Source organism: Pseudomonas sp. SDO55104_S430, assembly GCF_054070595.1.
Genome location: NZ_JBSVXG010000017.1, coordinates 1 through 23,815, shown reverse-complemented (window position 1 = coordinate 23,815; position 23,815 = coordinate 1). Strand labels below are relative to the sequence as shown.

Below are 23,815 nucleotides of genomic sequence, written 5' to 3'. Positions count from 1 at the left end.
CTCATTGCCCCAGCTTGCGCGGTTGCCAGGCCTTGATCACCAGCGTGACATCAAGGTCTGTGCCGTGCAGCTTGATCCGCTCGGGCAACCAGTAGCCATTTTGCTCGGTGTAGGCGGTGTACTCGACCTGCCAGCCATCCTGTTCCAGATTGGCCAGGCGACTGTCGCCGTCCAGCGTCAGGCGACTCTTGCTGGCAGGTGCCGGCAGCCCGCGCACCCACCAGGCCAGATTGGACACCGGCAGCTTCCAGCCCAGTTGTTCTTCGAGCAGCGCATCCGGGCTCGGAGCCTCATAGCGACCCTGGTTGGCGACTTCCAGTGACACCTTGCCCGGCCGACCGGTCAGGCGAGCGGCACCGCGACCCAGTGGGCCGGAGAGGCGAATGTCGTAGTAATCCTGGCGCTGCAACCAGAACAGCGTGCCGCTGCCCGAGTCTTTCGGTGCGCGGATGCCGATCTTGCCGTCGATCTGCCAGCCGTCGAGGTTGGTCAACTGCTCTTTGTGTTCGCGCCACTGCGCGGGGTTGCCGTGCCCCTCGACCGATTCGCGGGCACCGAAACCCGCACAACCGGCGAGCAGGGCGATGAAGCTGAAAACGATGATGTGACGCAAAAACATGATTTTAGAGAGTCTCTGAACCGGTCAGGCGCTTGATGGTGCTGCGCAGGATAGGGCTGTCGGGTTGTGCCTTGAGGAACTTGTCCCAGATTTGCCGGGCTTCGCGCTGTTTGCCGCTGGCCCACAGGACTTCGCCCAGGTGTGCGGCGACTTCCTGATCCGGGAAGCGTTCCAGGGCCTGACGCAGCAGGCGTTCGGCTTCGTCCAGGTTGCCCAGGCGGAAATTCACCCAGCCGAGGCTGTCGAGTACCGCCGGGTCTTCCGGATTGATCTGGTGTGCCTGTTCGATCAGAGCCTTGGCTTCGGCATAACGGGTCGTACGATCGGACAGGGTGTAGCCGAGGGCGTTCAGTGCCATCGCGTTGTCCGGGTCGCGCTTGATGATCAGGCGCAGGTCTTTCTCCATTTGCGCCAGGTCATTGCGTTTTTCCGCCTGCATTGCCCGGGTGTACAGCAGGTTCGGATCATCCGGATATTGCTGCAGCGCCTTTTGCAGAACCTGCCAGGCCTTGTCGCCTTGTTTGTTGGCGGCCAGGGTTTCGGATTCGATCAGATACAACTGGATCGCGTAGTCCGGTTGTTCGTCGCGCTGGGCGGCCAGTTTGCTCTGGGCTTCGGCGGTCTTGCCGTTGTTCATCAGGATATCGGCCTGACGCAATTGCGCCGGCAGATAGTCGTTGCCAGGTCCGACCTGGCCGTATTCGATCAGAGCGCCCTGTGGATCGTTGCGCTCTTCGGCGATCCGGCCCAGATTCAGGTGCGCTGAATCGACGTGGCTTTCCCGGGCGATCAGGTCTTCCAGGTAGCCCTTGGCTTCATCCCACGCCTTGGCTTCCAGGCAGACCAGCGCCAGTGAATAACGCAGTTCGTCGTCTTCCGGGTATTGCTGGACGAGGCTGGAGAACTCGGCCTTGGCGTCATCCATGCGGTCCTGTTCGACCAGCATGCGCGCGTAGGTCAGGCGCAGCCGCTTGTCGTCCGGGTACTTCTTGATGCTTTTTTGCAAGAGCGGCAGGGCTTCATCGCTGCGGCCGAGGGATTGCAGCAGGCGAGCGCGCAGCAGAATCGGGGCGATTTCGCCGTCCTCCGGCGGATTGTCTTCCAGCAGGGTCAGCGCTGCGCGGGAGTCGCCATCCTGCTGCAGCAGCAAGGCCTTGCCGAAGATCAGCTGGCCATTGTTCGGGTGACGTTGCAGCAGACGGTCGAAACTCTTCATCAGACCGTTGCGGGTGTCCTGGTCGGTATCCGCCGCGGACAGAGCCAAAAAGTCGAAATGGGTGTCGCCCTTGCCCTGCAGGACTTTCTCCATATAGACCATCGAGTCGTCATAACGCCCGGCGCGCGCCAGTTGCACGGCGGCGGCCCGTTGCGCCTCGAGATCGTCCGGGGCGTTTTTGGCCCAGATCAATGCAGTGTCCAGGGCCGGCTGGTCGGCGCCCAGGTACTCGGCGATGCGAAATGCCCGTTCGGACACGCCCGGATCCTGGGTGTTGATCGCCTGGGTCACGTAATTGTCCAGGGCAATGTCGAAGCGATTACGCTGACCTGCAAGTTCAGCGCTCAGCAGACTGAAGACCGTGTCCTGGCTGAAGGAGCTGTAAACCTTGGGTTTTTCAGGTGCCGGAGTGCTGTCTTCGACTGGCGAGGCGCCATCGGGCGATACCGGGGCCATGGCCTGGCAGCCGGTGAGGAAGACAAAAACGAGGAGCAACGCGGAGGATCTATTCATATAGGAAGAGGGCGACTAACCTGCGGTCGGGCCATCATGACACAAGCTTTCGGTCAAACATAACCGGCCCGCCAATTTACCGATTTCACCGCGATGGCGTCCGCTTAAACGAGAACGTCTCGCAATCGCCGGCGATCTCTACCGGGGCGATAGATATCGGGTAGTTGTCCTGAATCTGACGAAGTAGGACAATTGCCGGCTTCACGTCACCATCAGCGACTTTGAATGGCCTTCCTCGCACTCGGTATTAACCACAAGACTGCTTCAGTAGACGTCCGCGAGCGCGTGGCCTTTACCCCTGAGCAGCTGGTTGAGGCCCTGCAGCAGCTCTGCCGACTCACCGACAGCCGCGAAGCTGCGATCCTCTCCACCTGCAATCGCAGTGAACTCTATATAGAACAGGATCACCTGTCGGCCGAAATCGTGCTGCGCTGGCTGGCCGAATACCACCATTTGAGCTTCGAAGAGCTGCGCGAAAGCGCTTATATACACGAAGATGATGCGGCAGTTCGTCACATGATGCGCGTCGCCTCCGGGCTCGACTCGCTGGTGTTGGGCGAACCGCAGATCCTTGGCCAGATGAAGTCGGCCTACGCCGTGGCCCGCGAAGCCGGCACCGTCGGTCCGTTGCTCGGGCGGCTGTTCCAGGCCACGTTCAACGCGGCCAAGCAGGTACGTACCGACACCGCCATTGGCGAAAACCCGGTTTCCGTGGCGTTTGCCGCGGTCAGCCTGGCCAAACAGATTTTCAGCGACCTGCAACGTAGTCAGGCCCTGTTGATCGGCGCTGGCGAGACCATCACCCTGGTCGCCCGCCATCTGCATGACTTGGGCGTAAAACGCATCGTCGTGGCCAACCGCACGCTGGAACGCGCCAGCATCCTGGCCGAACAGTTCGGCGCCCATGCGGTGCTGCTGTCCGACATTCCGGCAGAGCTGGTGCGCAGCGATATCGTCATCAGTTCGACCGCCAGCCAATTGCCGATCCTTGGCAAGGGCGCCGTGGAAAGTGCCCTGAAACTGCGCAAGCACAAGCCGATCTTCATGGTGGACATTGCCGTTCCCCGGGATATCGAACCTGAAGTCGGCGAGTTGGACGACGTTTACCTCTACAGCGTCGACGATTTGCACGAAGTGGTCGCCGAGAACCTCAAGAGCCGTCAGGGCGCCGCGCAGGCCGCGGAAGAGATGGTCTCGGTCGGCGCCGAGGATTTCATGGTCCGCCTGCGTGAGTTGGCGGCGGTGGACGTGCTCAAGGCCTATCGTCAACAGAGCGAACGCCTGCGCGACGAAGAACTGCAAAAGGCCCAGCGCCTGCTGGCCAACGGCGGCAGTGCCGAAGAGGTGCTGGTGCAACTGGCCCGTGGCCTGACCAATAAACTGTTGCACGCCCCGAGCGTGCAGTTGAAAAAGCTCTCTGCCGAAGGGCGCCTCGATGCGCTGGCGATGGCCCAGGAACTCTTTGCCCTCAATGAGGGCTCATCGGAAAGCTTTTCGGATAAGAAATCGCAATGAAAGCGTCACTGCTTAAAAAGCTGGACATTCTCCAGGACCGTTTCGAGGAATTGACCGCCTTGCTGGGCGACGGCGAGGTCATTTCCGATCAGACCAAATTCCGCGCCTATTCCAAGGAATACGCGGAAGTCGAACCGATCATCAGCGCCTATCAACAGATGCTCAAGGTGCAGGGCGACCTCGAAAGCGCCCAGGCTCTGCTCAAGGACAGCGACCCGGACATGCGCGAAATGGCCGTGGAAGAAGTCCGCGAAGCCAAGGAGCAATTGGTCGAACTGGAAGCCAGCCTGCAACGCATGTTGCTGCCCAAGGATCCGAACGACGGACGCAACGTGTTCCTTGAAATCCGCGCCGGTACCGGCGGTGACGAGGCGGCGATCTTCTCCGGCGACCTGTTCCGCATGTATTCGCGTTACGCCGAGCGCCGTGGCTGGCGCGTGGAAATTCTCTCGGAAAACGAGGGTGAACACGGCGGCTACAAGGAAGTTATCGCCCGGGTCGAAGGCGAGAACGTCTACGGCAAACTGAAATTCGAATCCGGCGCCCACCGCGTGCAGCGCGTTCCGGCAACCGAATCCCAAGGTCGGATCCACACCTCGGCTTGCACCGTGGCCGTGTTGCCTGAGCCTGACGAGCAGGAAGCCATCGAGATCAACCCGGCGGACCTGCGCATCGATACCTATCGATCCTCCGGTGCCGGTGGTCAGCACGTCAACAAGACTGACTCGGCGATCCGCATCACCCACTTGCCGTCCGGCATCGTGGTCGAGTGCCAGGAGGAGCGTTCGCAGCACAAGAACCGTGCGCGGGCGATGTCCTGGCTGTCGGCCAAGCTCAACGATCAGCAGACCAGCGCCGCCGCCAACGCGATTGCCAGCGAGCGCAAGTTGCTGGTGGGCTCCGGTGACCGTTCCGAGCGCATCCGCACCTACAACTTTGCCCAAGGCCGGGTGACCGACCACCGGGTCAACCTGACGCTGTACTCGCTCGACGAAATCCTCGCCGGGGGTGTCGATGCGGTGATCGAGCCGCTGCTGGCCGAGTATCAGGCCGATCAATTGGCAGCGATAGGTGAGTAAATGACGATCATCGCCAGTCTGTTGCGCGCCGCCGATCTGCCTGACTCGCCCACTGCGCGTCTGGATGCCGAATTGTTGCTGGCGGCTGCGCTGGGCAAGTCCCGCAGCTTTCTGCACACGTGGCCGGAGCGCATCGTTCCGAGTGAAGCGGCGCTGACGTTCTCCAATTATCTGCAGCGCCGTCGTGGCGGTGAGCCGGTGGCTTACATTCTCGGTCAGCAGGGTTTCTGGAAGCTCGACCTGGAAGTGGCGCCGCACATCCTGATCCCGCGTCCGGACACCGAATTGCTGGTGGAGGCTGCGCTGGAACTGTTGCCTGCCACACCGGCCAAGGTACTGGATCTCGGAACCGGCAGCGGCGCCATCGCACTGGCGTTGGCCAGCGAACGTCCGGCGTGGAAAGTCACCGGTGTGGACCGCGTGCTCGAAGCGGTCGCTCTGGCCGAACGCAATCGCCAACGCCTGCATTTGAACAACGCCACAGTGCTCAGCAGTCACTGGTTCAGTGCGCTGCAAGGCCAGCGTTTTCAGTTGATCATCAGCAATCCTCCTTATATTGCCGCCGCCGATCCGCACCTGGTCGAGGGTGATGTGCGCTTCGAGCCGGCCAGTGCATTGGTGGCCGGTGCCGACGGGCTCGACGATCTGCGTTTGATCATTGATCAGGCGCCGGATCATCTGGAAACCGGTGGCTGGTTGATGCTTGAACACGGTTATGATCAGGCCGAGGCTGTGCGCGATTTGCTGCTGACCCGCGGCTTCGAAGAAGTCCACAGCCGCACCGACCTGGGCGGCCACCAACGCATCAGTCTGGGACGCCTGCCGTGCTGAATGATCAGGAATTGCTGCGCTACAGCCGACAGATCCTGTTGGCCCACATCGACATCGACGGTCAGTTGAAGCTCAAGGAAAGTCGGGTGCTGATCGTCGGTCTGGGCGGTCTTGGCGCTCCGGTGGCGCTGTACCTTGCCGCGGCGGGTGTCGGTGAGCTGCATCTGGCGGACTTCGACACGGTCGACCTGACCAACCTGCAGCGCCAGATCATTCACGACACCGACAGCGTCGGCACGACCAAGGTCGATTCGGCGATCAAACGCCTGACGGCGATCAATCCCGAAGTCCGGCTGGTCGCTCACCGCGCCGTGCTGGATGACGATTCGCTCGCTGCGGTGGTAGCCGGGGTCGATCTGGTCCTCGATTGCAGCGACAACTTTTCCACCCGCGAAGCGGTCAATGCCGCTTGCGTCGCGGCGGGCAAACCGCTGGTCAGCGGCGCCGCGATCCGTCTTGAAGGACAGTTGTCGGTGTTCGACCCGCGCCGCCCCGAGAGCCCGTGCTACCACTGTCTGTACGGACACGGCAGCGAAGCCGAACTGACCTGCAGCGAAGCTGGCGTGGTCGGTCCGTTGGTGGGGATGGTGGGCAGCTTGCAAGCACTCGAAGCGCTGAAGTTGCTGGCCGGATTCGGCGAGCCGCTGGTGGGGCGCCTGTTGTTGATCGATGCGCTGGGCTCGCGTTTTCGCGAGTTGCGGGTCAAGCGTGACCCGGGCTGCAGTGTCTGTGGCTCAACGCATGCGTGAAGCGCCGATCGGCGTTTTCGACTCCGGTGTCGGCGGGCTGTCGGTGCTGGCCGAGATCCAGCGCTTGCTGCCCAACGAATCGCTGTTGTACGTCGCCGATTGCGGCAATATTCCTTACGGCGAAAAGTCGCCGGAATTCATCCAGCAACGTTGCAGTGTGATTGCCGATTTCTTTCAAGGACAGGGCGCCAAGGCGCTGGTGCTCGCCTGCAATACCGCCACCGTTGCCGGTGTCGCGGATCTGCGACACGATTACCCAGAATGGCCCATCGTCGGTATGGAGCCTGCGGTCAAGCCGGCCGCAGCCGCGACCCGCAGCGGCGTAGTCGGTGTGCTGGCGACCACAGGCACTCTGCAGAGCGCCAAGTTCGCCGCATTGCTCGACCGCTTCGCCAGCGATGTGCGAGTGATCACCCAGCCTTGTCCTGGGCTCGTGGAGCTTATCGAAAGTGGCGATCTGCATAGCGCGGCCTTGCGCCAATTGCTGGAAAGCTATGTTCGGCCGCTGCTCGCCGCTGGCGCCGACACCATCATTCTCGGCTGCACCCATTACCCCTTTCTCAAGCCGCTGCTCAAGCAGATGATCCCCGATGACATCAGCCTGATCGACACCGGAGCCGCCGTCGCGCGACAACTCCAGCGCCTGCTGGCCGAGCGCGAATTGCTCGCCGAAGGACCTGCCCGCCAGGCGCAATTCTGGAGCAGCGCCGACCCTGCGCATTTCACAAAAATATTGCCGATCCTGTGGCATAACTGCGGTGTTGTGCAAAGCTTTGAAAGGTAGTTTGGGGAAATTCGAAATTAGGGTGAACTTCTGATAAACCGTCGACTTCTATAGCTGTGAGCGTCAAATCTAAAAAAAACCAAACGAAATCGTTCGGAAAAGGATGTTTCTATGAAGCGACTGTTCTGTTTGGCCGCGATTGCGGCTGCGTTGTTGGGGCAAAGTTTTACGGCACAGGCGGCGGGGGTGGAGTTCGGGGTCGGTCAGACCAGCGATTCGACCATGACTTATCGTCTGGGCATGCAATTCGATTGGGACAAAAGCTGGTGGCAGACCGACGTCGGTCGACTCACCGGTTACTGGAGCGGCGCCTATACCTATTGGGAAGGCGACGAGACCTCCAGCAACCACAGCCTGTCCTTCTCGCCTGTGTTCGTTTACGAATTTGCGGGCCAGAACGTCAAGCCTTATGTTGAGCTCGGCGTGGGCGTTGCGTTGTTTGCCAACACCGAGCTCGAAGACAACAAACTGGGGGGAGCCTTTCAGTTCGAAGATCGATTCGGTGTCGGCCTGCGTTTTGCCGGCGGACATGAAGTCGGCATTCGCGCGACGCACTATTCCAATGCCGGGATCAGCAGCCCGAACGATGGGGTAGAGAGCTACGCGTTGCATTACACAATGCCGTTGTAAGCCGCTTTACCTGTAGGAGCGAGCATGCTCGCGATGGTCGTCAACGATAGCGCTGGGAGCCTGACGCCCCGCGGTGTCTTGAAGTCCATCGCGAGCATGCTCGCTCCTACAGGGGGCAGACGCATTCAGCGATACGCCGTCGCAATCCCCTCACGCTCATCCAGACATTCCGGCGCGCCCATCTCGAACTCCCGGCAGATCAGCGGGCGTTTTTCGTAGATGGTGCACATCATCGTGTCGCGATCGAGCGCGGCGCACCAGCCGTCATCCAGACGCAGCATGACTTCCCCGCCCCATTCATCGGTGTCGATGTAACGCTCGGGCACGCCGGTGTCGGTGATCAGCATCACTTCCAGCTGGCAGCAGCAGGCGGCACAGCTCGAACACGTCACGGCCGATTCGGCGATTTGCAGGTGGGGAATGGTTTTCATGGCGCGCAGTGTAAGGCAGGCCGGCACTGCTGTGTGAAAGCCCTGACGGACGCCCGACTGCGTCCGTCATGTTTGGGTGATTACGGCAAATCCAGGATCGGCGGACTGCTTCGCGCCATGCTTTTGCCGATGGTCAATTCGGATTTGCCCTGCAGTTTCGCCATTGGCCAGAGGTCGGCGACTGTCAGCCCCGGAAAGTGAATTTCCAGCGGGCGGCTTTTGAGTTTTTCGAAGAGATAGCGTGCAGCTTTCGCAGCTGGCCATAGGAAGGGCGTCGACGGGTCTTTTTTGGCAAGCGGTGGGGTGTCGAGAGCGCCGGGACTGACCACGGTGACCTCTACGCCGTACGCTGCAACATCCAGACGCATGGACTCGAACAGGGAGCGCAAGCCCGCCCTGGCATTGCCATAGGCTTCAGTGCGCGGCAGCGGCAAGTAGGTCACCGGGCTTGCCAGGCCAATCAGGTGCGGTGCGGTCCCACCCCGCAGCAACGGCAGCGCAGCTTCGACGCAGTAGCTGCTGGCAAGCAGGTTAGTGCGCACGATGTGTTCGACGATCGAGGCATCGAACTGTTTGGCATCCACGTATTCACAGGTGCCGGCATTGAGAATCAGCGTGTCGAGAGAACCCCAGACCTCGGCGATCTGCTCGCCTGTCTCGCGTACCGTCTGGCTGTCGGTCATATCGCCAGTGAGCACCAGCACTTGCCCCGGATAGCGTTGCGAGAGGACTTTCAATGGCGCCAGTGAGCGTGAACTGACGGCCAGGTGGGCACCGCTTTTCAATATCTCCTCGGCCAGCGAGGCACCCAGGCCGTTGCCTGCTCCCGTCAGCCAGTATCGTCGTGGAGGCGTAATACTCATCCCGTGCTCCTTCTTGACCGAGGGGTTCCCCGATCCCAAATCGATAACAGATCAAAAAACAGTGGCCCGGCATTCAAGCGACGCCGAAAGCCAGGAAAGTCGTGGTTATTGATGATCGCCTCCAGCGTTTTGCCGTGGGGGCAGGTTCTTGAAGGCGGCCAGGGCCCTTGCGCGGGAGGCGTGCAGGTCGACGATCGGCGACGGGTAGTCCGCGACACCGAACAGGCCGTTGACGGCCGGGTTATGCACTTCTTTTTTGTTGAGAGCGGCCAGTTCCGGCAGCCAGTGTTTGATGAACAGGCCTTGGGCATCGAATTTTTCCGACTGGCTCAGCGGATTGAAAATGCGGAAGTAGGGCGCCGAATCGGTGCCGGTCGATGAACTCCACTGCCAGCCGCCGTTGTTCGCGGCCAGGTCGCCATCGATCAGGTGACGCATGAAAAAGCGCTCGCCTTCTCGCCAGTCGATCAGCAGGTTTTTGGTCAGGAACATGGCCACGATCATGCGCAGTCGATTGTGCATCCAGCCGGTTTCCAGCAATTGGCGCATGGCCGCATCAATGATCGGCAAGCCGGTACGGGCCTCCTGCCAGGCGGCAAGATCATCCGGCGCGTCGCGCCAGACCAGGGCTTCGGTTTCCGGGCGGAAGGCACGGTGGCGGGAGACCCTGGGGTAGCCCACCAGAATGTGTTTGTAGAACTCGCGCCAGAGCAATTCATTGATCCAGGTCGATACGCCGGCTTTACCGCTGTCGAATTCCCATTGATTGGATTGCAGCGCGGCATGCAGGCACTGGCGTGGGGAAATCACCCCGGCGGCGAGATAAGCCGACAGTTGGCTGGTGCCGGGTTTCGCCGGGAAGTCCCGTTCGTCCAGGTAGTGTTCGATCTGAGCATCGGTGAAGCTGTCCAGGCGACGCTTCGCTTCAGCCTCGCCGGCCGGCCAAAAATCGCGCAGTTGATCGCTGGGCGGGGCAAAGCCCCTGATGTGTTCGGGAATCTCGTCGCTGGCAAGCTTCAACGGCTGTTGCGCCTTGGGCGCTTTCACCAGGTGCGGCAGCGATTGATGCAGGCGTTCGTAGCAGACCTTGCGGAACTGGCTGAACACCTGGAAGTAGGTGCCGGTTTTGGTCAGCACGCTGCCGGGCTGGAACAGCAACTGGTCGAGATAACTGTGCACGGCGATGCCTTCGCCTTGCAGCTTTTCGCTCACCGCCGCATCGCGCCGGCTTTCGTGGACGCCGTATTCATCATTGAAATGCACGGCCTCGATCTTCAGTTGCCGGCACAGTTCGAGCAGTACCTTCGGCGCCTGATCCCAGTGCGAAGCCGTGCGGATCAACAGCGGAATGTTCAGCTTGCCCAGCGCCGAACTCAGCTGTTGCAGGTTACGCAGCCAGAAGTCCACTTTGCAGGCTGCATCGTCGTGCTCCTTCCATTGCCCGGGACTCAGCAGATACACCGCAACGCAAGGCCCGGCCGCGGCTGCGGCCGAGAGGGCGGTGTTGTCGTTCACGCGCAAGTCGCAGCGCAGCCAGATCAATTGCATGTACACGCCCGCATTAAATGAGCCCACGCTGAATCAGTGCCTGGTGAGCCGATAACGGGTCTTCAGCCAGGTACAGCTCGCAAGTTTCGGAAATTCTTTCGGACAACTCGGCGTGGTGAATGCACACCGTTGGTCCGGCGATCATTTTTGGGCAGCTGACGCCGTTCAAAAGTTTCGTCAGCTGCGAAAGGTTCATGGCTTTGCTGGAATACAGCAGTACGCCCCGGGGCTGCAGATGATCCACCGCCAGCGCCAGTTCACCGGCGGGCAGCGGCCAGTCGAACACTTCCACCGGGCAATCGGCACTGCTGATCAGCCACGCGGTGAGCCACAGATGCGGCTCCAGCGGAAGGTCGGAGTGATTGATCAACAGCAGGGGCGAAGTGTGTAACTGGCGGTTGTTATGGTAGATGCGCGCGCCGAATTTGCTGCGTAGCCACGAATAAAAAAAGACCCGCTCCATTTGTGCACCAAATTGGCCCTGCCAGCGCTGCTCCAGGTCCGCCAGCAAGGGCATCAGCAACTGTTCGCACAAGGTCCTCGGCGGGTACAGCGCCATGGCCTGATTGATGGTGTCGTCCAGGCTGCGCTCGGCCAATCGCGTCACCGCTTGCAGCAGGGTCTGGCGCAGTCGTTGCCAATCGTTTTCCACCGGTTCGCTGATCGCTTGTGGAGTATCGAGCAACTGCTTGACCTGGCTGACGGCGACGCCGCGGTTGAGCCAGGTGAGGATGTTGTGGATGCGCTGTACATGTTCGGCCGAGAACAACCGATGCCCCTTGGGCGTGCGCTGCGGCACGATCAGGCCATAACGCCGCTCCCAGGCGCGCAGGGTGATGGCGTTGACGCCCGTCTGGCGGGCCACTTCTCGAATGGGCAGCCAGCCTTCGTCGAGGGCTTTCTTGAAGTCGGCGCCGAGATCTTCGCTGGCGCTGCTGTCAGGACGGTCTTTCATTAAATGGCGTTTCGCAAACTGAGGTTCTCCGGATGCGGTTGCAGATAGACCTGCTGCGCAATGTACGGATCCGGGTGTTGGCGAAAGTGATGCTTGAGGAGGGTCAGCGGCACCACTAGCGGCACGATGCCGTGGCGATACTGGCCGATCACGTGCTGCACTTCCTGTTTGTCCTCGGCGCTTATCGCCTCTCTGAGATAACCGCTTATGTGTTGCAGGACATTGGTGTGGGTGCCACGGGTGGCGCAGCGTTTCAGGGCGGTCATCAATTCGCTGAAGTAACGCGGGCCCAAAATTTGTGGGTCGGTGTCGCCCATGCTGCCCAGCAGCTTGCCCAGGGCTTTGTATTGCTCAGGGTTGTGCGCCATCAGTTGGTATTTGTAGCGCGCATGAAAATCGGTGAGGCCGCGACGGCTGAGGCCTTCCTGCAGCAGTTGTTGCCAGGCGTGATAGGCGAAAACCCGGGTGAGAAAGTTCTCCCGCAAGACCGGATCGTTCAGTCGACCGTCTTCTTCCACCGGCAAGTCAGGGTGCTGCGCGCAAAAGGCCTGGGCGTAGATACCCTGGCCGCTGCCGTGCGGAGCTCCGTTGGCGTGGTAGACCTTGACCCGCTCCAGGCCACAGGACGGCGACTTCTGCATGAAGATGTAGCCACAGATGTCGTCCAGTTCCGACGCCATGTGTTGGCCGTATTCGGCCAATGATCGGGTGACGTTGAGTTCCGGGTTGACGGTGCCAACCGCCTCGGGTTGATCGGCATCGCCCACCAGCCGGATAGGTTCACGGGGAATACCCAGGCCGATGGCGACTTCCGGGCAGACCGGCACGAAATCGAAGTAATCGGTAAGGGTCTGGCTGCAGAGTCGTGATGCCTTGTGTCCGCCGTTGTAGCGCACCTCGGCGCCCATCAGGCAGGCGCTGATAGCGATTTTCGGTTTGGCGGCGGGCAGGGGCATGGGAGTACCTCGGAATCAAAACCTGTACAGATCAGTTTTTCTGTACAACTCAAGTTCATCATAGATTCAAAGGTGTGCAAGTCAAATTGTTTGTACAGGTTTGTTGCGGCGTAGCGGGCTTTGTAGGGGCTGCCGAAGGCAGCTCCTACATTCGAAATTCAGTGCGTCTGCAAATGCTCATGCAGCTTTCGAGCAGCTTCCTGGCCACTGAGCCAGGCACCTTCCACGCGTCCGGACAGACACCAGTCGCCACACGCATACAGCCCCAGGTCGGCGTCGGCCAGCGTGCCCCATTCGTGATTGCTCGCCGGGCGGGCGTAGAGCCAGCGGTGGGCGAGGCTGAAGCTCGGTGCGGGCATGGCGCTGTGCAGCAACTCGGCGAAAGCGCCGTGCAATTGCTCGATCACCGCTTCCTTGGGCAGGTCGATGTGCTGGCGGCTCCAGGCGCTGGTGGCATGCAGCACCCAGGTGTCCAGGGTATTGTCGCGTCCGGGTTTGCTGCGGTTGCGTGCCAGCCAGTCGAGTGGGCTGTCCTGCAGGAAGCAGCCTTCCATGGGCGTATCCAGCGGGGTTTCGAACGCCAGGGCGATGGCCCAGGTCGGGTCCATTTTCACTCCGGCGGCGGCACCGGCGAGCTTCGGCGCGGAGGCCAGCAGCGCGGTTGCCTGCGGGGCGGGCGTGGCGACCACGACGTGGCTGAACGGCCCGTGGGTGTAGCCTTCGGCGTCCTGCAGATGCCAGTGCTCTTCACCGCGATAGACCTCGGTGATGCGACAGGCGAAATGCACCTCCAAGTCGCCGAGGAGGGCGCGGGTGATCGCGCTCATGCGCGGCGTGCCGACCCAGCGCGTCTGTTCATCCGGCGACAGATCGAGTCGGCCACCGTGGTAGGTGTACAGCTGCGGCGTCCATTCGGCGACCCAGCCTTTGGCTTGCCAGCGCTGGACTTCGGTGACGAAGCGGCGGTCGCGAGCGGTGAAATATTGCGCCCCCATGTCCAGAGCGCCCGCATCGCTGCGCTTGCTCGACATGCGTCCGCCACTGCCGCGGCTTTTATCGAACAATTGCACGACATGCCCTGCGTCAGTCAGGGCCTGGGCGGCTGAGAGCCCGGCAATGCCGGTGCCGATGATTGCGATAGGTACAGTCATAGGGGCCTCGTTTACCTTTCTGTACAGACTACGCCGTGGTTAAAACCTGTACAATTTTGTTTTTTGGTACAACTTGGTGTGTTCTCGTTCTGACAGCTTGGCCTATTGTTAAACACAGACACTGCCCGATATCAAAGATCCCTTGCTTATAAAAATAGACTAGTGATCAGGGTAAAACGCCACGCGAGGAAGAAGTCATGCACATATTGCTGACCGGCGGTACTGGTTTGATAGGACGTCAGCTCTGTCGGCACTGGTCGAGCCAGGGGCACCGGCTGACTGTCTGGAGTCGCACGCCTGCAAAAGTGGCGAAAATCTGTGGTGCGCAAGTGCGTGGAATCGCGCGGCTGGAAGAGGTGGGGCAGGAGCCCGTCGATGCCATCGTCAATCTTGCCGGTGCTCCGATCGCCGATCGCCCGTGGACACACAAACGCAAAGCGTTGTTGTGGAGTAGCCGGATCACGCTGACCGAAACCCTGCTGGCGTGGCTCGAAAGTCGCGAGCAGAAACCGCAGGTGCTGATTTCCGGTTCCGCCGTGGGCTGGTATGGCGACGGCGGCGAGCGTGAGCTGACCGAAGAATCGCCGCCGGTGATCGATGATTTCGCCAGTCAGTTGTGCATCGCCTGGGAGGAAACGGCCCAGCGCGCGGAAGCCATGGGGATTCGCGTCATTCTCATCCGCACGGGGCTGGTGCTGTCGGCCGAGGGCGGCTTTTTGTCGCGGCTGTTGCTGCCGTTCAAACTCGGGTTGGGCGGGCCGCTCGGCAACGGTCGGCAATGGATGCCGTGGATCCACATCAAGGATCAAATCGCCCTGATCGATTTTCTTCTGCATCGCAATGACGCCAACGGTCCCTATAATGCCTGCGCGCCGAAACCGGTGCGCAATCGCGAGTTCGCCAAGACCTTGGGCAGCGTGTTGCACCGTCCGGCGTTCATGCCGATGCCGGCGCTTGCGTTGAAGGTCGGGTTGGGCGAATTGTCGTTGCTGCTGTTGGGCGGCCAGCGGGCCATGCCGGCTCGCCTGCTCGAGGCGGGTTACATTTTCCAGTTCACTGATTTGCGTGCGGCCCTGGACGATCTCTCCAGCCGCCTCTGAAATAGGACGTTTCATGACCGATCACGCGTTGCTCCTGGTCAACCTGGGCTCACCGGCCTCCACTTCGGTGGCGGACGTGCGCAGCTATCTCAACCAGTTTCTGATGGATCCTTACGTGATCGACCTGCCATGGCCGGTGCGGCGTTTGCTGGTGTCGCTGATTCTGATCAAGCGACCCGAGCAGTCAGCCCACGCCTATGCCTCGATCTGGTGGGAGGAGGGCTCGCCGCTGGTGGTGCTCAGCCGGCGCCTGCAACAGGCGATGACTTCGCAATGGCATCACGGCCCGGTCGAGTTGGCGATGCGCTATGGCGAGCCGTCCATTGAAACGACGCTATTGCGCCTGGTCGCCCAAGGGCAGAAACGCATTACGTTGGCGCCGCTTTATCCACAGTTCGCCGACAGCACCACGACCACGGTGATCGAGGAAGCCAAGCGTGTTGTGCGCGAGAAGAAGCTCGATGTACAGCTCTCGGTGCTGCAGCCGTTCTACGATCAACCGGAATACCTCGATGCCCTGGTCGCCACGGCGAAACCGTATCTGGAGCAGGATTACGATCACCTGCTGCTGAGCTTCCACGGCTTGCCGGAGCGCCATCTGACGAAACTCAACCCGGGTCACCGCTTAGATGGCCACGGTGATTGTTGCGCGGGGGCACCGCCGGAGGTGGTCTCGACCTGTTATCGCGGCCAGTGCCTGCGCACCGCCCGGGAATTTGCCAAGCGCATGGGGCTGCCGGACGGCAAGTGGTCGGTGTCGTTCCAGTCGCGACTGGGTCGCGCCAAGTGGATCGAACCCTATACCGAGGCACGCCTGGATGAGCTGGCCAAAAGCGGCGTGAAGAAGATTCTGGTGATGTGCCCGGCCTTCGTGGCCGACTGCATCGAGACCCTGGAAGAAATCGGCGATCGCGGCCTGGAGCAGTTCCGCGAGGCGGGAGGGGAGGAGTTGGTGCTGGTGCCGTGCCTCAACGATGATCCGCGCTGGGCGCATGCGTTGAGTGCGTTGTGTGAGCGAGCGCCTTTGGCGCTTTGAAAGATCGCGAGCAGGCTCCCCCCACAGAGAAGGTGTTCAACCTGTGGGAGCGAGCCTGCTCGCGATAGCTATGTCATTCACAACAAAGCTTTAAAGCTTCGCGGGCAAGCCTTGCCGCTACAGGATTTGTGTTTGCCTGTAGGAGCAAGGCTTGCCCGCGAATGTTTTTAGAGCAGCGGCTCTTCCGCCTTCTTGTGCTTCCAGCTGTCATTGCCCGGCAGAATCAGGTTCAGCGCAATCGCCACCACCGCGCACAGCGCGATGCCTTTGAGGCCGAAGTCGTCCGGACCGGTACCGGTACCGACGAGCACGCCGCCGATCCCGAACACCAGGGTCACCGAAACGATCACCAGATTGCGCGCCTCGCCCAGATCGATCTTGTGGCGAATCAGGGTGTTCATGCCCACCGCCGCGATCGAACCGAACAACAGGCAGAGAATCCCGCCCATTACCGGCACCGGAATGCTCTGCAGCAGCGCGCCGAATTTGCCGATGAACGCCAGGCTGATGGCGAAGATCGCCGCCCAGGTCATGATTTTCGGGTTGTAGTTCTTGGTCAGCATCACCGCGCCAGTCACTTCGGCATAGGTGGTGTTGGGCGGACCGCCGAACAGGCCGGCTGCGGTGGTGGCGATGCCGTCACCGAGCAGGGTGCGATGCAGGCCCGGTTTCTTCAGGTAATCGCGACCGGTCACGCTGCCTACCGCAATCACGCCGCCGATGTGTTCGATGGCCGGAGCCAGGGCCACCGGGACGATGAACAGGATCGCCTGCCAGTTGAATTCCGGAGCGGTGAATTGAGGAATGGCGAACCACGGTGCGGCGGCAATCTTCGCGGTATCGACCACACCGAAATAGAACGACATGGCGAAACCCACCAGCACGCCGGAAATGATCGGCACCAGGCGGAAAATGCCTTTGCCGAACACCGCCACGATCAAGGTGGTCAGCAGCGCGGGCATCGAGATCATCATCGCCGTCTGGTAATGAATCAGCTCCGAGCCATCACCCGCCTTGCCCATCGCCATGTTGGCGGCAATCGGCGCCATGGCCAGACCAATGGAGATGATCACCGGGCCAATCACCACCGGCGGCAGCAGGCGATCGATGAAGCCGGTGCCCTTGATCTTCACGGCCAGGCCCAGGAAGGTGTAGACGAAACCGGCGGCCATAACGCCGCCCATGGTCGCGGCGAGGCCGAACTGGCCCTTGGCGAGGATGATCGGGGTGATGAACGCAAAGCTCGACGCCAGGAAAACCGGCACCTGACGTCCGGTGACGATCTGGAACAGAATCGTGCCCAGGCCTGCGGTGAACAGCGCCACGTTCGGGTCAAGACCGGTGATCAGCGGCATCAGTACCAGGGCGCCGAAGGCCACGAACAGCATCTGTGCGCCGGACAGCACCGTGCGCCAGAGCGGATCGTTGAACTCATCCTGCATGGTTACGCGTCCTTCTGCTTGGTGCCGAAGATCTTGTCGCCGGCATCGCCCAGGCCCGGGATGATGTAACCGTGTTCATTGAGCTTCTGGTCGATGGAGGCGGTGTAGATGGTTACGTCCGGGTGCGCTTTCTCGACCACGGCGATGCCTTCGGGTGCGGCGACCAGCACCATGGCGCGGATGTCCTTGCAGCCGGCTTTCTTCAAAAGGTCGATGGTGGCAACCATCGAACCGCCGGTGGCGAGCATCGGGTCGATGATCATGGCCAGGCGTTCGTCGATTTCCGGGACCAGTTTTTCCAGATAGGTGTGGGCTTCGAGGGTTTCCTCGTTACGGGCCACGCCCACGGCGCTGACCTTGGCGCCCGGGATCAGGCTGAGCACGCCTTCGAGCATGCCGATACCGGCGCGCAGGATCGGCACCACGGTAATTTTCTTGCCGGCGATTTTCTCAACCGACACGGTGCCGCACCAACCTTCGATATCGTAGGTTTCAAGCGGCAGGTCTTTGGTGGCTTCGTAGGTGAGCAGGGCTCCGACTTCCTGAGCGAGCTCACGGAAATTCTTGGTGCTGATGTCTGCGCGGCGCATAAGGCCAAGTTTGTGACGGATCAGCGGATGGCGGATCTCGAGAATAGGCATGGGGAAAGGCTCCGGCGGCGGGCAAAAAAACCGGCCTAGATTAATCTATCCGAGGGTGTTGTCCTATAGACATTAGAGTACGTTAGTCCACAAAGGCTTGATCTGGCCGTGCGGGATGCGTACCTTTGCCCGCTTTTCCAAATCCGTACCCCCTTATTCCCCTGGAGAGCGCCATGTCCGCTGATCTCGAGCATATCCGTCAAATCATGCGAGAGGCTGACTGCCTGTACACCGAAGCTGAAGTCGAGGCGGCCATCGCCCGTGTCGGTGCACAAATCAACGACCAACTGGCGGACAGCAACCCGGTGGTGTTCTGCGTGATGAACGGCGGCCTGATCTTCTCCGGCAAACTGCTGACCCATCTGAACTTTCCCCTGGAGGCGTCCTACCTGCACGCCACTCGCTATCGCAACGAAACCAGCGGCGGCGAATTGTTCTGGAAAGCCAAGCCGGAAGTGTCCTTCATCGACCGTGACGTGCTGATTATCGATGACATCCTTGATGAAGGTCACACTCTGGGCGCGATCATCGACTTCTGCCGCCACGCCGGTGCCCGTAAAGTGCACACCGCCGTGCTGATCGACAAGGACCACGACCGCAAGGCTCGCCCGGACCTGAAAGCCGATTTCGTCGGATTGCCCTGCATCGACCGCTACATCTTCGGCTACGGCATGGACTACAAAGGCTACTGGCGCAACGCCAACGGGATTTTTGCCGTTAAAGGAATGTAAGCAATGACCGCACCGAGCTTTCTTGATCAAACGCTGTTCACCGAATTGGCCGAGAAAGCCGGGGCCAATCCTCGTGGGCGTCAGCACCACAACTTCCACCAGATGGAAGAGGCCTGCCATCGCATGGCGGTCGGTTTGCAACCTGCTACCTATATCCCGCCTCATCGTCACTTGGGTGAAAACAAGGCCGAAACCCTGCTGGTCCTCAAGGGGCGCTTGGGTCTGCTGATTTTCGACGAGACCGGTGCGGTGGTTAAAAAGCAGGTTTTGCAGGCGGGCGGCGACTGTGTCGGCGTGGATTTGCCGACAGGCGTGTTCCATGGTCTGGTGGTGCTGGAGGCCGATAGCCTGATGTTCGAGTGCAAGGCCGGCCCTTATCGTCCGGTGGGCGAGGGCGAACTGGCTCATTGGGCGCCTCGCGAGGGCGAACCGGGTGTCGCGGAGTATCACGCCTGGATGCGCGCGCAGTTCGACTGATGGTTATTCCTTCACTGTAGGAGCGAGCTTGCTCGCGATGGTGGTTCAGACACCGCGGGGTGTCAGGCAGCCAGCGTCATCGTTGACGACCATCGCGAGCAAGCTCGCTCCTACAGGTGAGATGTGTGTGCTAGCGCATGCTAAAGTGCCCGGCCCCGCCCCCGGAGCCCGTCATGAGCCCTTTGATTCGCTGTTGCGCCGCTCTATTGCTCACCTTCAGCCTGCCCCTGGCCGCCGCTCCGGCGCCGATGCATGGGCAATTTTTGCCTCCGGATGACCTGACTCTGCGTGACGCCGAGCCCGAGCAGCAACAATTGCTGCAAGTCACCGAGTATTCGGTGGTGGTCGGCAATCAGCGTCAGTCCAACCAGCAGCCGATCCCGGTCACTTCGCCATTGATGATCCGCCTCAAAGGCAAATCCCTGAACAAGGGCGCGACGATCAATCAGGTGCTGGTCAATTTCGATGGCGAGAGCAAAAGCCTGAAAAAGCCGGTCTACGACGAGCAGAGCAAGACCCTGACGCTGTATTACCCGCTGGCTCAATACCGGGTGATCATGGATTTGTTGCGCAACGACACCGTTTATTGCCAGTTCCTCAGCTACGCCAACGGGCATATCTGGGCCGATCTGCACACTGGCAGCGTTCGTCCGCGTTGAGTGCCGGGCCCGCGCAGGGGTAAACTGCCCGCCCCGTGAAATGTCTGCGAGCTGGAGTCGGCAATGCGTAAAGATAAGAAACAAGTGATTGGTGACGAGATCGGCGATGAGCAGATCAAGTTGTTCCTCGATTTCGAACCGGTCGACGCCACTTCGCCTTCGTTGCACAAACTGATCAAGGCCTACCGTGGCCTGCGCATCGACGATTTCGAACGTTTCCTGACCTTCTTCATCGAAGCCGGCTTTGATCTCGATGGCAAGGACGAGCAAGGGAATGACTTCGTTGCCCTGATCCAGGATCAGCGCAATGCGCCTGAATACATCGAGCTGATCCAGAAAGCTCGCGGCTGATCCCGTTTCCGTAGGAACACGGCTTGCCGGCGAAGGCGTCCTTGAGATCGCCATCGCGAGCAAGCTCGGCTCCTACAAAAAACAGACACAAAAAAACGCCCCGTTCTCAATGAGGACGGGGCGTTTTTTCATGGCGCCGAATCAAGCGTAGCTTTCGGTCTCGCTGCTGGCTTCAACCAGTTCCAGGGCGACGTTGTTCTGCGTGTTGATCTTGCGATACAGCGCAGCGTCGGTTTCCAGGACTTTTTCGCGAGCCGGGAAGATTTCCGCCAGTTTGGCAGCCCATTCGCCGGAGGCTTTGCCCGGGAAGCATTTTTCGATCAGTTCCAGCATGATCGAAACGGTCACCGAGGCGCCTGGCGAAGCGCCGAGCAGTGCCGCCAGGGAACCGTCCTTGGCCGCGACCAGTTCTGTACCGAATTGCAGGATGCCGCCTTTTTTCGGGTCTTTCTTGATGATCTGCACCCGTTGGCCGGCCACTTCCAGGCGCCAGTCTTCGGCTTTCGCCTCCGGGTAGAAACGGCGCAGGGAATCCAGGCGCTGTTCCATCGATTGCATCACTTCGCTGACCAGGTACTTGGTCAGATCCATGTTGTTTTTCGCCACCGCCAGCATCGGGCCGATGTTGCCGGCGCGAACCGACATCGGCAGGTCCATGAAGGAACCGTGCTTGAGGAACTTGGTGGTGAAACCGGCGTACGGTCCGAACAGCAGGGATTTCTTGCCGTCGACGACGCGGGTGTCCAGGTGCGGAACGGACATCGGTGGCGAACCCACCGCAGCCTGGCTGTAGACCTTGGCCTGGTGGTGCTTGACCACTTCCGGGTTGTCGCAACGCAGCCATTGGCCGCTGATCGGGAAGCCGCCGAAGCCTTTGCTCTCTTCGATGCCCGAAGCCTGCAGCAGCGGCAATGCCGCGCCGCCAGCACCGAGGAATACGAATTTGGCATCGACTTCACGGCTGTTGCCGCTGTTGACGTCCTTGATGCTGACGGTCCAGCCGCCGGCCTTGTTGCGTTTCAGGCCGGTCACGCGCTTGCAGTACTTGACCTGGGCATCGGGTGCGGCAGTCAGGTGCTTGAGCAACTGGTTGGTCAGGGCGCCGAAGTTGACGTCGGTACCATTGATCACGCGAGTGGCGGCGAGGACTTCGTCCTTGTCGCGTCCAGGCATCATCAGCGGCATCCATTCGGCCATGATGGCCTTGTCTTCGGTGTATTCCATGTCGTTGAAGGCGTGGTGCTTGCTCAGCACGTTGAAGCGTTCCTTGAGGAACGACACGCCTTTGTCACCCTGAACGAAGCTCAGGTGCGGCACCGGACTGATGAAGGATTTGCACGAACCGAAGGTGCCTTTTTTGGTCAGGTACGACCAGAACTGCTTCGACACCTCGAACTGGGTGTTGATGTGCACGGCTTTCTTGATGTCGACTTTGCCGTCGGCAGACTGCGGCGTGTAGTTCAGCTCGCACAGGCCGGCGTGACCGGTACCGGCGTTGTTCCACGGGTTGGAACTCTCCGCGGCACCGGAATCCATCAGCTCGACGACTTCCAGCTTGATCGCGGGGTCGAGCTCTTTGAGCAGTACTGCGAGGGTGGCACTCATGATGCCGGCCCCTACCAGTACTACGTCGACTGCTTCGTTATGCGCCATTTAACGCGTCTCCAAAATCTGCAGCACCAAATTGACGGCATGGCTGCCAGGAGTGACGGGGCGTGTCTGTTTGCCCCAGGTACCCATGGCAGGATCGCCATGTCCGAATCTTCGCAATTTTTTGCAACTTCGACGGACGCTGCCTGCCGGGTCTAATCAGAGTTCACATGAACTCATTTCGACGGGCGACTGACAATTCGACTTATGGTCGATACATCCGTTCGTGCAACCAAATCCGTAGCGGACAGGCTTCAGGCTCCGGTATTAGTGAGGTACTCGGTCCTGTGTCGTCGGGCTGATGTAGACGCTAATGGTGCATATCCAGACGCAAAACTATTCATTTGCTCGCCACACTCTTGTGAAGTTGTGAAAACCCGTTTTTTTCACGCTCTTTTGAAGACGTGAACCTCAAAAAAGGGCTGTCCCAGCCTGGCACCGTGCCCGCAGGGTTGGCCGCCAGGGAATGCATGACGGGCAAATCGGGCAAACAGCTCAGTGACCGAGCGTAATGACAGCTCTGCAGATTCGCGAAAAGTGGAGGTTTTGCCAGAGGAACAGCAAGCGCGCCAGCTTCACTCGATCTGTGTGGGCGGCTCTCTGTGGGCGGTGCGGAGTGCCAATGCCGGAGCATTGACGGTGTTGCGAGGCCCGATCAGGAGACGTCCTTATAATCGGGGGGAGATTGTATCTAAGAAACGCAGGGAAATGGGCGTGTTGAATGACTTTTATTAGGCATCCGGTCAGGTGGTCAACAGTTGTCGTACCCGTGGGCGTGCCTGTTGCTGGACGACTCGGGCGCTGGCGGGTAGCGGCTGATGCAGCCAGTTGAGGCGAATTTCCTCGATTTCCACCCATCCGTCACCCATGGGCTGCAGGCTGCATTGCTTGAATGCCTGGCAATGACCATTGCGATCGAGCAGGGCGAAGCAGCGATGAAGTGGGCGTGGGGCGAATAATGAGATAAGAAAACGCATGGCGGGGAACCTTTCGAGGTATATGCGACAAAGGTTGTCAGAGCGGCATGACGTGCGAGTGTATGGGCGGTGACAGCTCTGTGACAGGTGATAAATCCGAAAGGTATGTAGGAGTTATCCTTGATTGTTGCACTGGTTCGTCGTGGCGGCCCACCGCTATACTGCCGACCTGTTTGTGCCTGATTATGGAGAGAAGAGCATGTTGCAACGCCTGTTGTTCGGTTTGATCACTGTGACCAGCTTGACGCTGGTCGGCTGCGCCCACAGTCCGCAACAACTGAATCCGGAACCGAAGCTGACGGCGCAACTTGCCCCGGTAGGTCATGGTCAGCCGGTGGTGGTGCGTGTGGTCGACGGTCGTCCGTCGCCAACCCTGGGCACCCGTGGCGGCCTGTACCCGGAAACCAGCGCGATCACCGTGCAGGGCCAGCAGATTCTGCCGAAATTGCAGGCTCAGGCCGAAGCCGCCGTCCGCCTGCTGGGCTTCACCCCGACCGCGAATGCGATGAACGCTCCGCAACTGACCGTGACCTTGGCCGAGCTGAAGTATCAGTCGCCTAAAGAGGGCATGTACGTGACTGAGGCAACCATCGGCGCGACCTTCCGCTCCGACGTGCAGAACGCCAACCGCCGCTACAGCGGCCGTTACGGCGCCTCCCTGGACCAGCGTTTCGGCATGGCGCCGAACCAGGAGACCAACACCAAGCTGGTCAGCGATGTGTTGAGCGATGCGCTGACGCGTCTGTTCAAGGATCCGACTGTGGGTCAGATTCTCGGCGAGTAAGCGTTTGCCGGATGTACGAAAGCCCGATGTCAGCGATGGCATCGGGCTTTTTCATTTTTCAGGTGTACACAGAACCCTGTGGGAGCGGGCTTGCTCGCGAAAGCGGTGTGTCATTCAGCAATGATGT

General features: G+C 60.4%; 25 protein-coding genes. 13 read left to right on the top strand and 12 right to left on the bottom strand.

The annotated features are described in order from the left end of the window. Window position 1 precedes the first annotated feature (1 nt). Together lolB and ACW9JE_RS05605 are read right to left on the bottom strand one after the other, a co-directional pair. Complete coding sequence (gene lolB, locus ACW9JE_RS05610) at window positions 2–619, bottom strand: lipoprotein insertase outer membrane protein LolB (RefSeq protein ID WP_457432178.1); 618 nt, start codon at window positions 617–619, stop codon at window positions 2–4. A gap of 4 nt (window positions 620–623) precedes the next feature. Beyond that, window positions 624–2,348 carry a tetratricopeptide repeat protein gene (locus ACW9JE_RS05605; RefSeq protein ID WP_457432177.1) on the bottom strand — a complete coding sequence of 575 codons (1,725 nt, stop codon included), beginning with the start codon at window positions 2,346–2,348 and terminating at the stop codon, window positions 624–626. Window positions 2,349–2,573: 225 nt separating this feature from the next. Between ACW9JE_RS05605 and hemA the strand changes: the two genes are divergently transcribed. The 6 genes from hemA (at window position 2,574) to ACW9JE_RS05575 (ending at window position 7,936) form a co-directional block, all read left to right on the top strand. Then, complete coding sequence (hemA, locus tag ACW9JE_RS05600) at window positions 2,574–3,863, top strand: glutamyl-tRNA reductase (RefSeq protein WP_224535141.1); 1,290 nt, start codon at window positions 2,574–2,576, stop codon at window positions 3,861–3,863. Beyond that, on the top strand, window positions 3,860–4,942 hold the full coding sequence (prfA, locus tag ACW9JE_RS05595) for a peptide chain release factor 1 (protein WP_457432176.1): 1,083 nt from the start codon (window positions 3,860–3,862) through the stop codon (window positions 4,940–4,942). Before hemA ends, prfA begins: the two co-directional genes overlap by 4 nt. After that, window positions 4,943–5,773 carry a peptide chain release factor N(5)-glutamine methyltransferase gene (prmC, locus tag ACW9JE_RS05590; RefSeq protein ID WP_457432175.1) on the top strand — a complete coding sequence of 277 codons (831 nt, stop codon included), beginning with the start codon at window positions 4,943–4,945 and terminating at the stop codon, window positions 5,771–5,773. It abuts the gene before it with no gap. Continuing rightward, a complete protein-coding gene (locus tag ACW9JE_RS05585) occupies window positions 5,767–6,522 on the top strand; it encodes a molybdopterin-synthase adenylyltransferase MoeB (protein WP_457432174.1) in 756 nt (251 codons plus the stop codon). Before prmC ends, ACW9JE_RS05585 begins: the two co-directional genes overlap by 7 nt. Beyond that, on the top strand, window positions 6,515–7,306 hold the full coding sequence (murI, locus tag ACW9JE_RS05580; RefSeq protein ID WP_457432173.1) for a glutamate racemase: 792 nt from the start codon (window positions 6,515–6,517) through the stop codon (window positions 7,304–7,306). Before ACW9JE_RS05585 ends, murI begins: the two co-directional genes overlap by 8 nt. Window positions 7,307–7,417: 111 nt before the next feature. Further along, window positions 7,418–7,936, top strand: coding sequence for an acyloxyacyl hydrolase (locus ACW9JE_RS05575; RefSeq protein ID WP_224535130.1), 519 nt, complete (start codon window positions 7,418–7,420; stop codon window positions 7,934–7,936). Between the two features lie 125 nt (window positions 7,937–8,061). On the opposite strand, the gene ACW9JE_RS05570 is transcribed toward ACW9JE_RS05575, so the two are convergent. From ACW9JE_RS05570 to ACW9JE_RS05545, 6 genes are all read right to left on the bottom strand, one after another. Further along, on the bottom strand, window positions 8,062–8,367 hold the full coding sequence (locus ACW9JE_RS05570; RefSeq protein ID WP_175377738.1) for a YkgJ family cysteine cluster protein: 306 nt from the start codon (window positions 8,365–8,367) through the stop codon (window positions 8,062–8,064). Window positions 8,368–8,447: 80 nt separating this feature from the next. After that, window positions 8,448–9,230, bottom strand: a complete 783-nt coding sequence (locus ACW9JE_RS05565; RefSeq protein WP_457432172.1) for an SDR family NAD(P)-dependent oxidoreductase — start codon at window positions 9,228–9,230, stop codon at window positions 8,448–8,450. A gap of 105 nt (window positions 9,231–9,335) precedes the next feature. After that, window positions 9,336–10,778, bottom strand: coding sequence for a deoxyribodipyrimidine photo-lyase (gene phrB / locus ACW9JE_RS05560; RefSeq protein WP_224535125.1), 1,443 nt, complete (start codon window positions 10,776–10,778; stop codon window positions 9,336–9,338). 13 nt (window positions 10,779–10,791) lie between these two features. After that, entirely contained in the window at window positions 10,792–11,733 is a 942-nt protein-coding gene (locus ACW9JE_RS05555) for a MerR family transcriptional regulator (protein ID WP_224535123.1), read from the bottom strand. Then, entirely contained in the window at window positions 11,733–12,689 is a 957-nt protein-coding gene (locus tag ACW9JE_RS05550; protein ID WP_224535121.1) for a YbgA family protein, read from the bottom strand. Before ACW9JE_RS05550 ends, ACW9JE_RS05555 begins: the two co-directional genes overlap by 1 nt. Before the next feature lie 158 nt (window positions 12,690–12,847). Beyond that, entirely contained in the window at window positions 12,848–13,840 is a 993-nt protein-coding gene (locus ACW9JE_RS05545) for an NAD(P)/FAD-dependent oxidoreductase (protein ID WP_457432171.1), read from the bottom strand. Window positions 13,841–14,037: 197 nt separating this feature from the next. Between ACW9JE_RS05545 and ACW9JE_RS05540 the strand changes: the two genes are divergently transcribed. Next, window positions 14,038–14,940, top strand: a complete 903-nt coding sequence (locus tag ACW9JE_RS05540; protein ID WP_224535117.1) for a TIGR01777 family oxidoreductase — start codon at window positions 14,038–14,040, stop codon at window positions 14,938–14,940. 13 nt (window positions 14,941–14,953) lie between these two features. Then, on the top strand, window positions 14,954–15,976 hold the full coding sequence (gene hemH / locus ACW9JE_RS05535; protein ID WP_457432170.1) for a ferrochelatase: 1,023 nt from the start codon (window positions 14,954–14,956) through the stop codon (window positions 15,974–15,976). A 167-nt stretch (window positions 15,977–16,143) separates the two neighbouring features. On the opposite strand, the gene ACW9JE_RS05530 is transcribed toward hemH, so the two are convergent. Both ACW9JE_RS05530 and upp read right to left on the bottom strand, forming a co-directional pair. Then, window positions 16,144–17,418, bottom strand: coding sequence for a uracil-xanthine permease family protein (locus ACW9JE_RS05530; protein ID WP_224535113.1), 1,275 nt, complete (start codon window positions 17,416–17,418; stop codon window positions 16,144–16,146). Window positions 17,419–17,420: 2 nt separating this feature from the next. After that, entirely contained in the window at window positions 17,421–18,059 is a 639-nt protein-coding gene (upp, locus tag ACW9JE_RS05525) for a uracil phosphoribosyltransferase (RefSeq protein ID WP_096509110.1), read from the bottom strand. A gap of 173 nt (window positions 18,060–18,232) precedes the next feature. On the opposite strand from upp, the gene ACW9JE_RS05520 reads away from it, so the two are divergent. The 4 genes from ACW9JE_RS05520 to ACW9JE_RS05505 all read left to right on the top strand — a co-directional run bounded on the left by ACW9JE_RS05520 (window position 18,233) and on the right by ACW9JE_RS05505 (window position 20,277). Next, the gene (locus tag ACW9JE_RS05520) at window positions 18,233–18,790 is read left to right on the top strand and encodes a hypoxanthine-guanine phosphoribosyltransferase (RefSeq protein WP_224535110.1); all 558 of its coding nucleotides are present in this window, start codon (window positions 18,233–18,235) and stop codon (window positions 18,788–18,790) included. A 3-nt stretch (window positions 18,791–18,793) separates the two neighbouring features. After that, entirely contained in the window at window positions 18,794–19,267 is a 474-nt protein-coding gene (locus tag ACW9JE_RS05515) for a WbuC family cupin fold metalloprotein (protein WP_224535107.1), read from the top strand. Window positions 19,268–19,440: 173 nt separating this feature from the next. Next, window positions 19,441–19,926, top strand: a complete 486-nt coding sequence (locus tag ACW9JE_RS05510; RefSeq protein WP_224535105.1) for a hypothetical protein — start codon at window positions 19,441–19,443, stop codon at window positions 19,924–19,926. A gap of 63 nt (window positions 19,927–19,989) precedes the next feature. Further along, complete coding sequence (locus ACW9JE_RS05505) at window positions 19,990–20,277, top strand: PA4642 family protein (protein WP_457432169.1); 288 nt, start codon at window positions 19,990–19,992, stop codon at window positions 20,275–20,277. 141 nt (window positions 20,278–20,418) lie between these two features. On the opposite strand, the gene mqo is transcribed toward ACW9JE_RS05505, so the two are convergent. After that, window positions 20,419–21,930: a malate dehydrogenase (quinone) gene (gene mqo, locus ACW9JE_RS05500; protein ID WP_224535103.1), complete on the bottom strand. Its 1,512-nt coding sequence runs from the start codon at window positions 21,928–21,930 to the stop codon at window positions 20,419–20,421. Window positions 21,931–22,670: 740 nt separating this feature from the next. Further along, the gene (locus tag ACW9JE_RS05495; RefSeq protein ID WP_457432168.1) at window positions 22,671–22,904 is read right to left on the bottom strand and encodes a hypothetical protein; all 234 of its coding nucleotides are present in this window, start codon (window positions 22,902–22,904) and stop codon (window positions 22,671–22,673) included. Window positions 22,905–23,103: 199 nt separating this feature from the next. Between ACW9JE_RS05495 and ACW9JE_RS05490 the strand changes: the two genes are divergently transcribed. Further along, window positions 23,104–23,688: a YajG family lipoprotein gene (locus tag ACW9JE_RS05490; protein ID WP_150772138.1), complete on the top strand. Its 585-nt coding sequence runs from the start codon at window positions 23,104–23,106 to the stop codon at window positions 23,686–23,688. Window positions 23,689–23,815: the final 127 nt, after the last annotated feature.

Excerpts from the sequence above, each read along its gene's own strand:
- lolB (WP_457432178.1), bottom strand. The coding sequence starts at position 619 with ATGTTTTTGCGTCACATCATCGTTTTCAGCTTCATCGCCCTGCTCGCC.
- ACW9JE_RS05605 (WP_457432177.1), bottom strand. The coding sequence starts at position 2,348 with ATGAATAGATCCTCCGCGTTGCTCCTCGTTTTTGTCTTCCTCACCGGC.
- hemA (WP_224535141.1), top strand. The coding sequence starts at position 2,574 with ATGGCCTTCCTCGCACTCGGTATTAACCACAAGACTGCTTCAGTAGAC.
- prfA (WP_457432176.1), top strand. The coding sequence starts at position 3,860 with ATGAAAGCGTCACTGCTTAAAAAGCTGGACATTCTCCAGGACCGTTTC.
- prmC (WP_457432175.1), top strand. The coding sequence starts at position 4,943 with ATGACGATCATCGCCAGTCTGTTGCGCGCCGCCGATCTGCCTGACTCG.
- murI (WP_457432173.1), top strand. The coding sequence starts at position 6,515 with ATGCGTGAAGCGCCGATCGGCGTTTTCGACTCCGGTGTCGGCGGGCTG.
- ACW9JE_RS05575 (WP_224535130.1), top strand. The coding sequence starts at position 7,418 with ATGAAGCGACTGTTCTGTTTGGCCGCGATTGCGGCTGCGTTGTTGGGG.
- ACW9JE_RS05570 (WP_175377738.1), bottom strand. The coding sequence starts at position 8,367 with ATGAAAACCATTCCCCACCTGCAAATCGCCGAATCGGCCGTGACGTGT.
- ACW9JE_RS05565 (WP_457432172.1), bottom strand. The coding sequence starts at position 9,230 with ATGAGTATTACGCCTCCACGACGATACTGGCTGACGGGAGCAGGCAAC.
- phrB (WP_224535125.1), bottom strand. The coding sequence starts at position 10,778 with ATGCAATTGATCTGGCTGCGCTGCGACTTGCGCGTGAACGACAACACC.
- ACW9JE_RS05555 (WP_224535123.1), bottom strand. The coding sequence starts at position 11,733 with ATGAAAGACCGTCCTGACAGCAGCGCCAGCGAAGATCTCGGCGCCGAC.
- ACW9JE_RS05550 (WP_224535121.1), bottom strand. The coding sequence starts at position 12,689 with ATGCCCCTGCCCGCCGCCAAACCGAAAATCGCTATCAGCGCCTGCCTG.
- ACW9JE_RS05545 (WP_457432171.1), bottom strand. The coding sequence starts at position 13,840 with ATGACTGTACCTATCGCAATCATCGGCACCGGCATTGCCGGGCTCTCA.
- ACW9JE_RS05540 (WP_224535117.1), top strand. The coding sequence starts at position 14,038 with ATGCACATATTGCTGACCGGCGGTACTGGTTTGATAGGACGTCAGCTC.
- hemH (WP_457432170.1), top strand. The coding sequence starts at position 14,954 with ATGACCGATCACGCGTTGCTCCTGGTCAACCTGGGCTCACCGGCCTCC.
- ACW9JE_RS05530 (WP_224535113.1), bottom strand. The coding sequence starts at position 17,418 with ATGCAGGATGAGTTCAACGATCCGCTCTGGCGCACGGTGCTGTCCGGC.
- upp (WP_096509110.1), bottom strand. The coding sequence starts at position 18,059 with ATGCCTATTCTCGAGATCCGCCATCCGCTGATCCGTCACAAACTTGGC.
- ACW9JE_RS05520 (WP_224535110.1), top strand. The coding sequence starts at position 18,233 with ATGTCCGCTGATCTCGAGCATATCCGTCAAATCATGCGAGAGGCTGAC.
- ACW9JE_RS05515 (WP_224535107.1), top strand. The coding sequence starts at position 18,794 with ATGACCGCACCGAGCTTTCTTGATCAAACGCTGTTCACCGAATTGGCC.
- ACW9JE_RS05510 (WP_224535105.1), top strand. The coding sequence starts at position 19,441 with ATGAGCCCTTTGATTCGCTGTTGCGCCGCTCTATTGCTCACCTTCAGC.
- ACW9JE_RS05505 (WP_457432169.1), top strand. The coding sequence starts at position 19,990 with ATGCGTAAAGATAAGAAACAAGTGATTGGTGACGAGATCGGCGATGAG.
- mqo (WP_224535103.1), bottom strand. The coding sequence starts at position 21,930 with ATGGCGCATAACGAAGCAGTCGACGTAGTACTGGTAGGGGCCGGCATC.
- ACW9JE_RS05495 (WP_457432168.1), bottom strand. The coding sequence starts at position 22,904 with ATGCGTTTTCTTATCTCATTATTCGCCCCACGCCCACTTCATCGCTGC.
- ACW9JE_RS05490 (WP_150772138.1), top strand. The coding sequence starts at position 23,104 with ATGTTGCAACGCCTGTTGTTCGGTTTGATCACTGTGACCAGCTTGACG.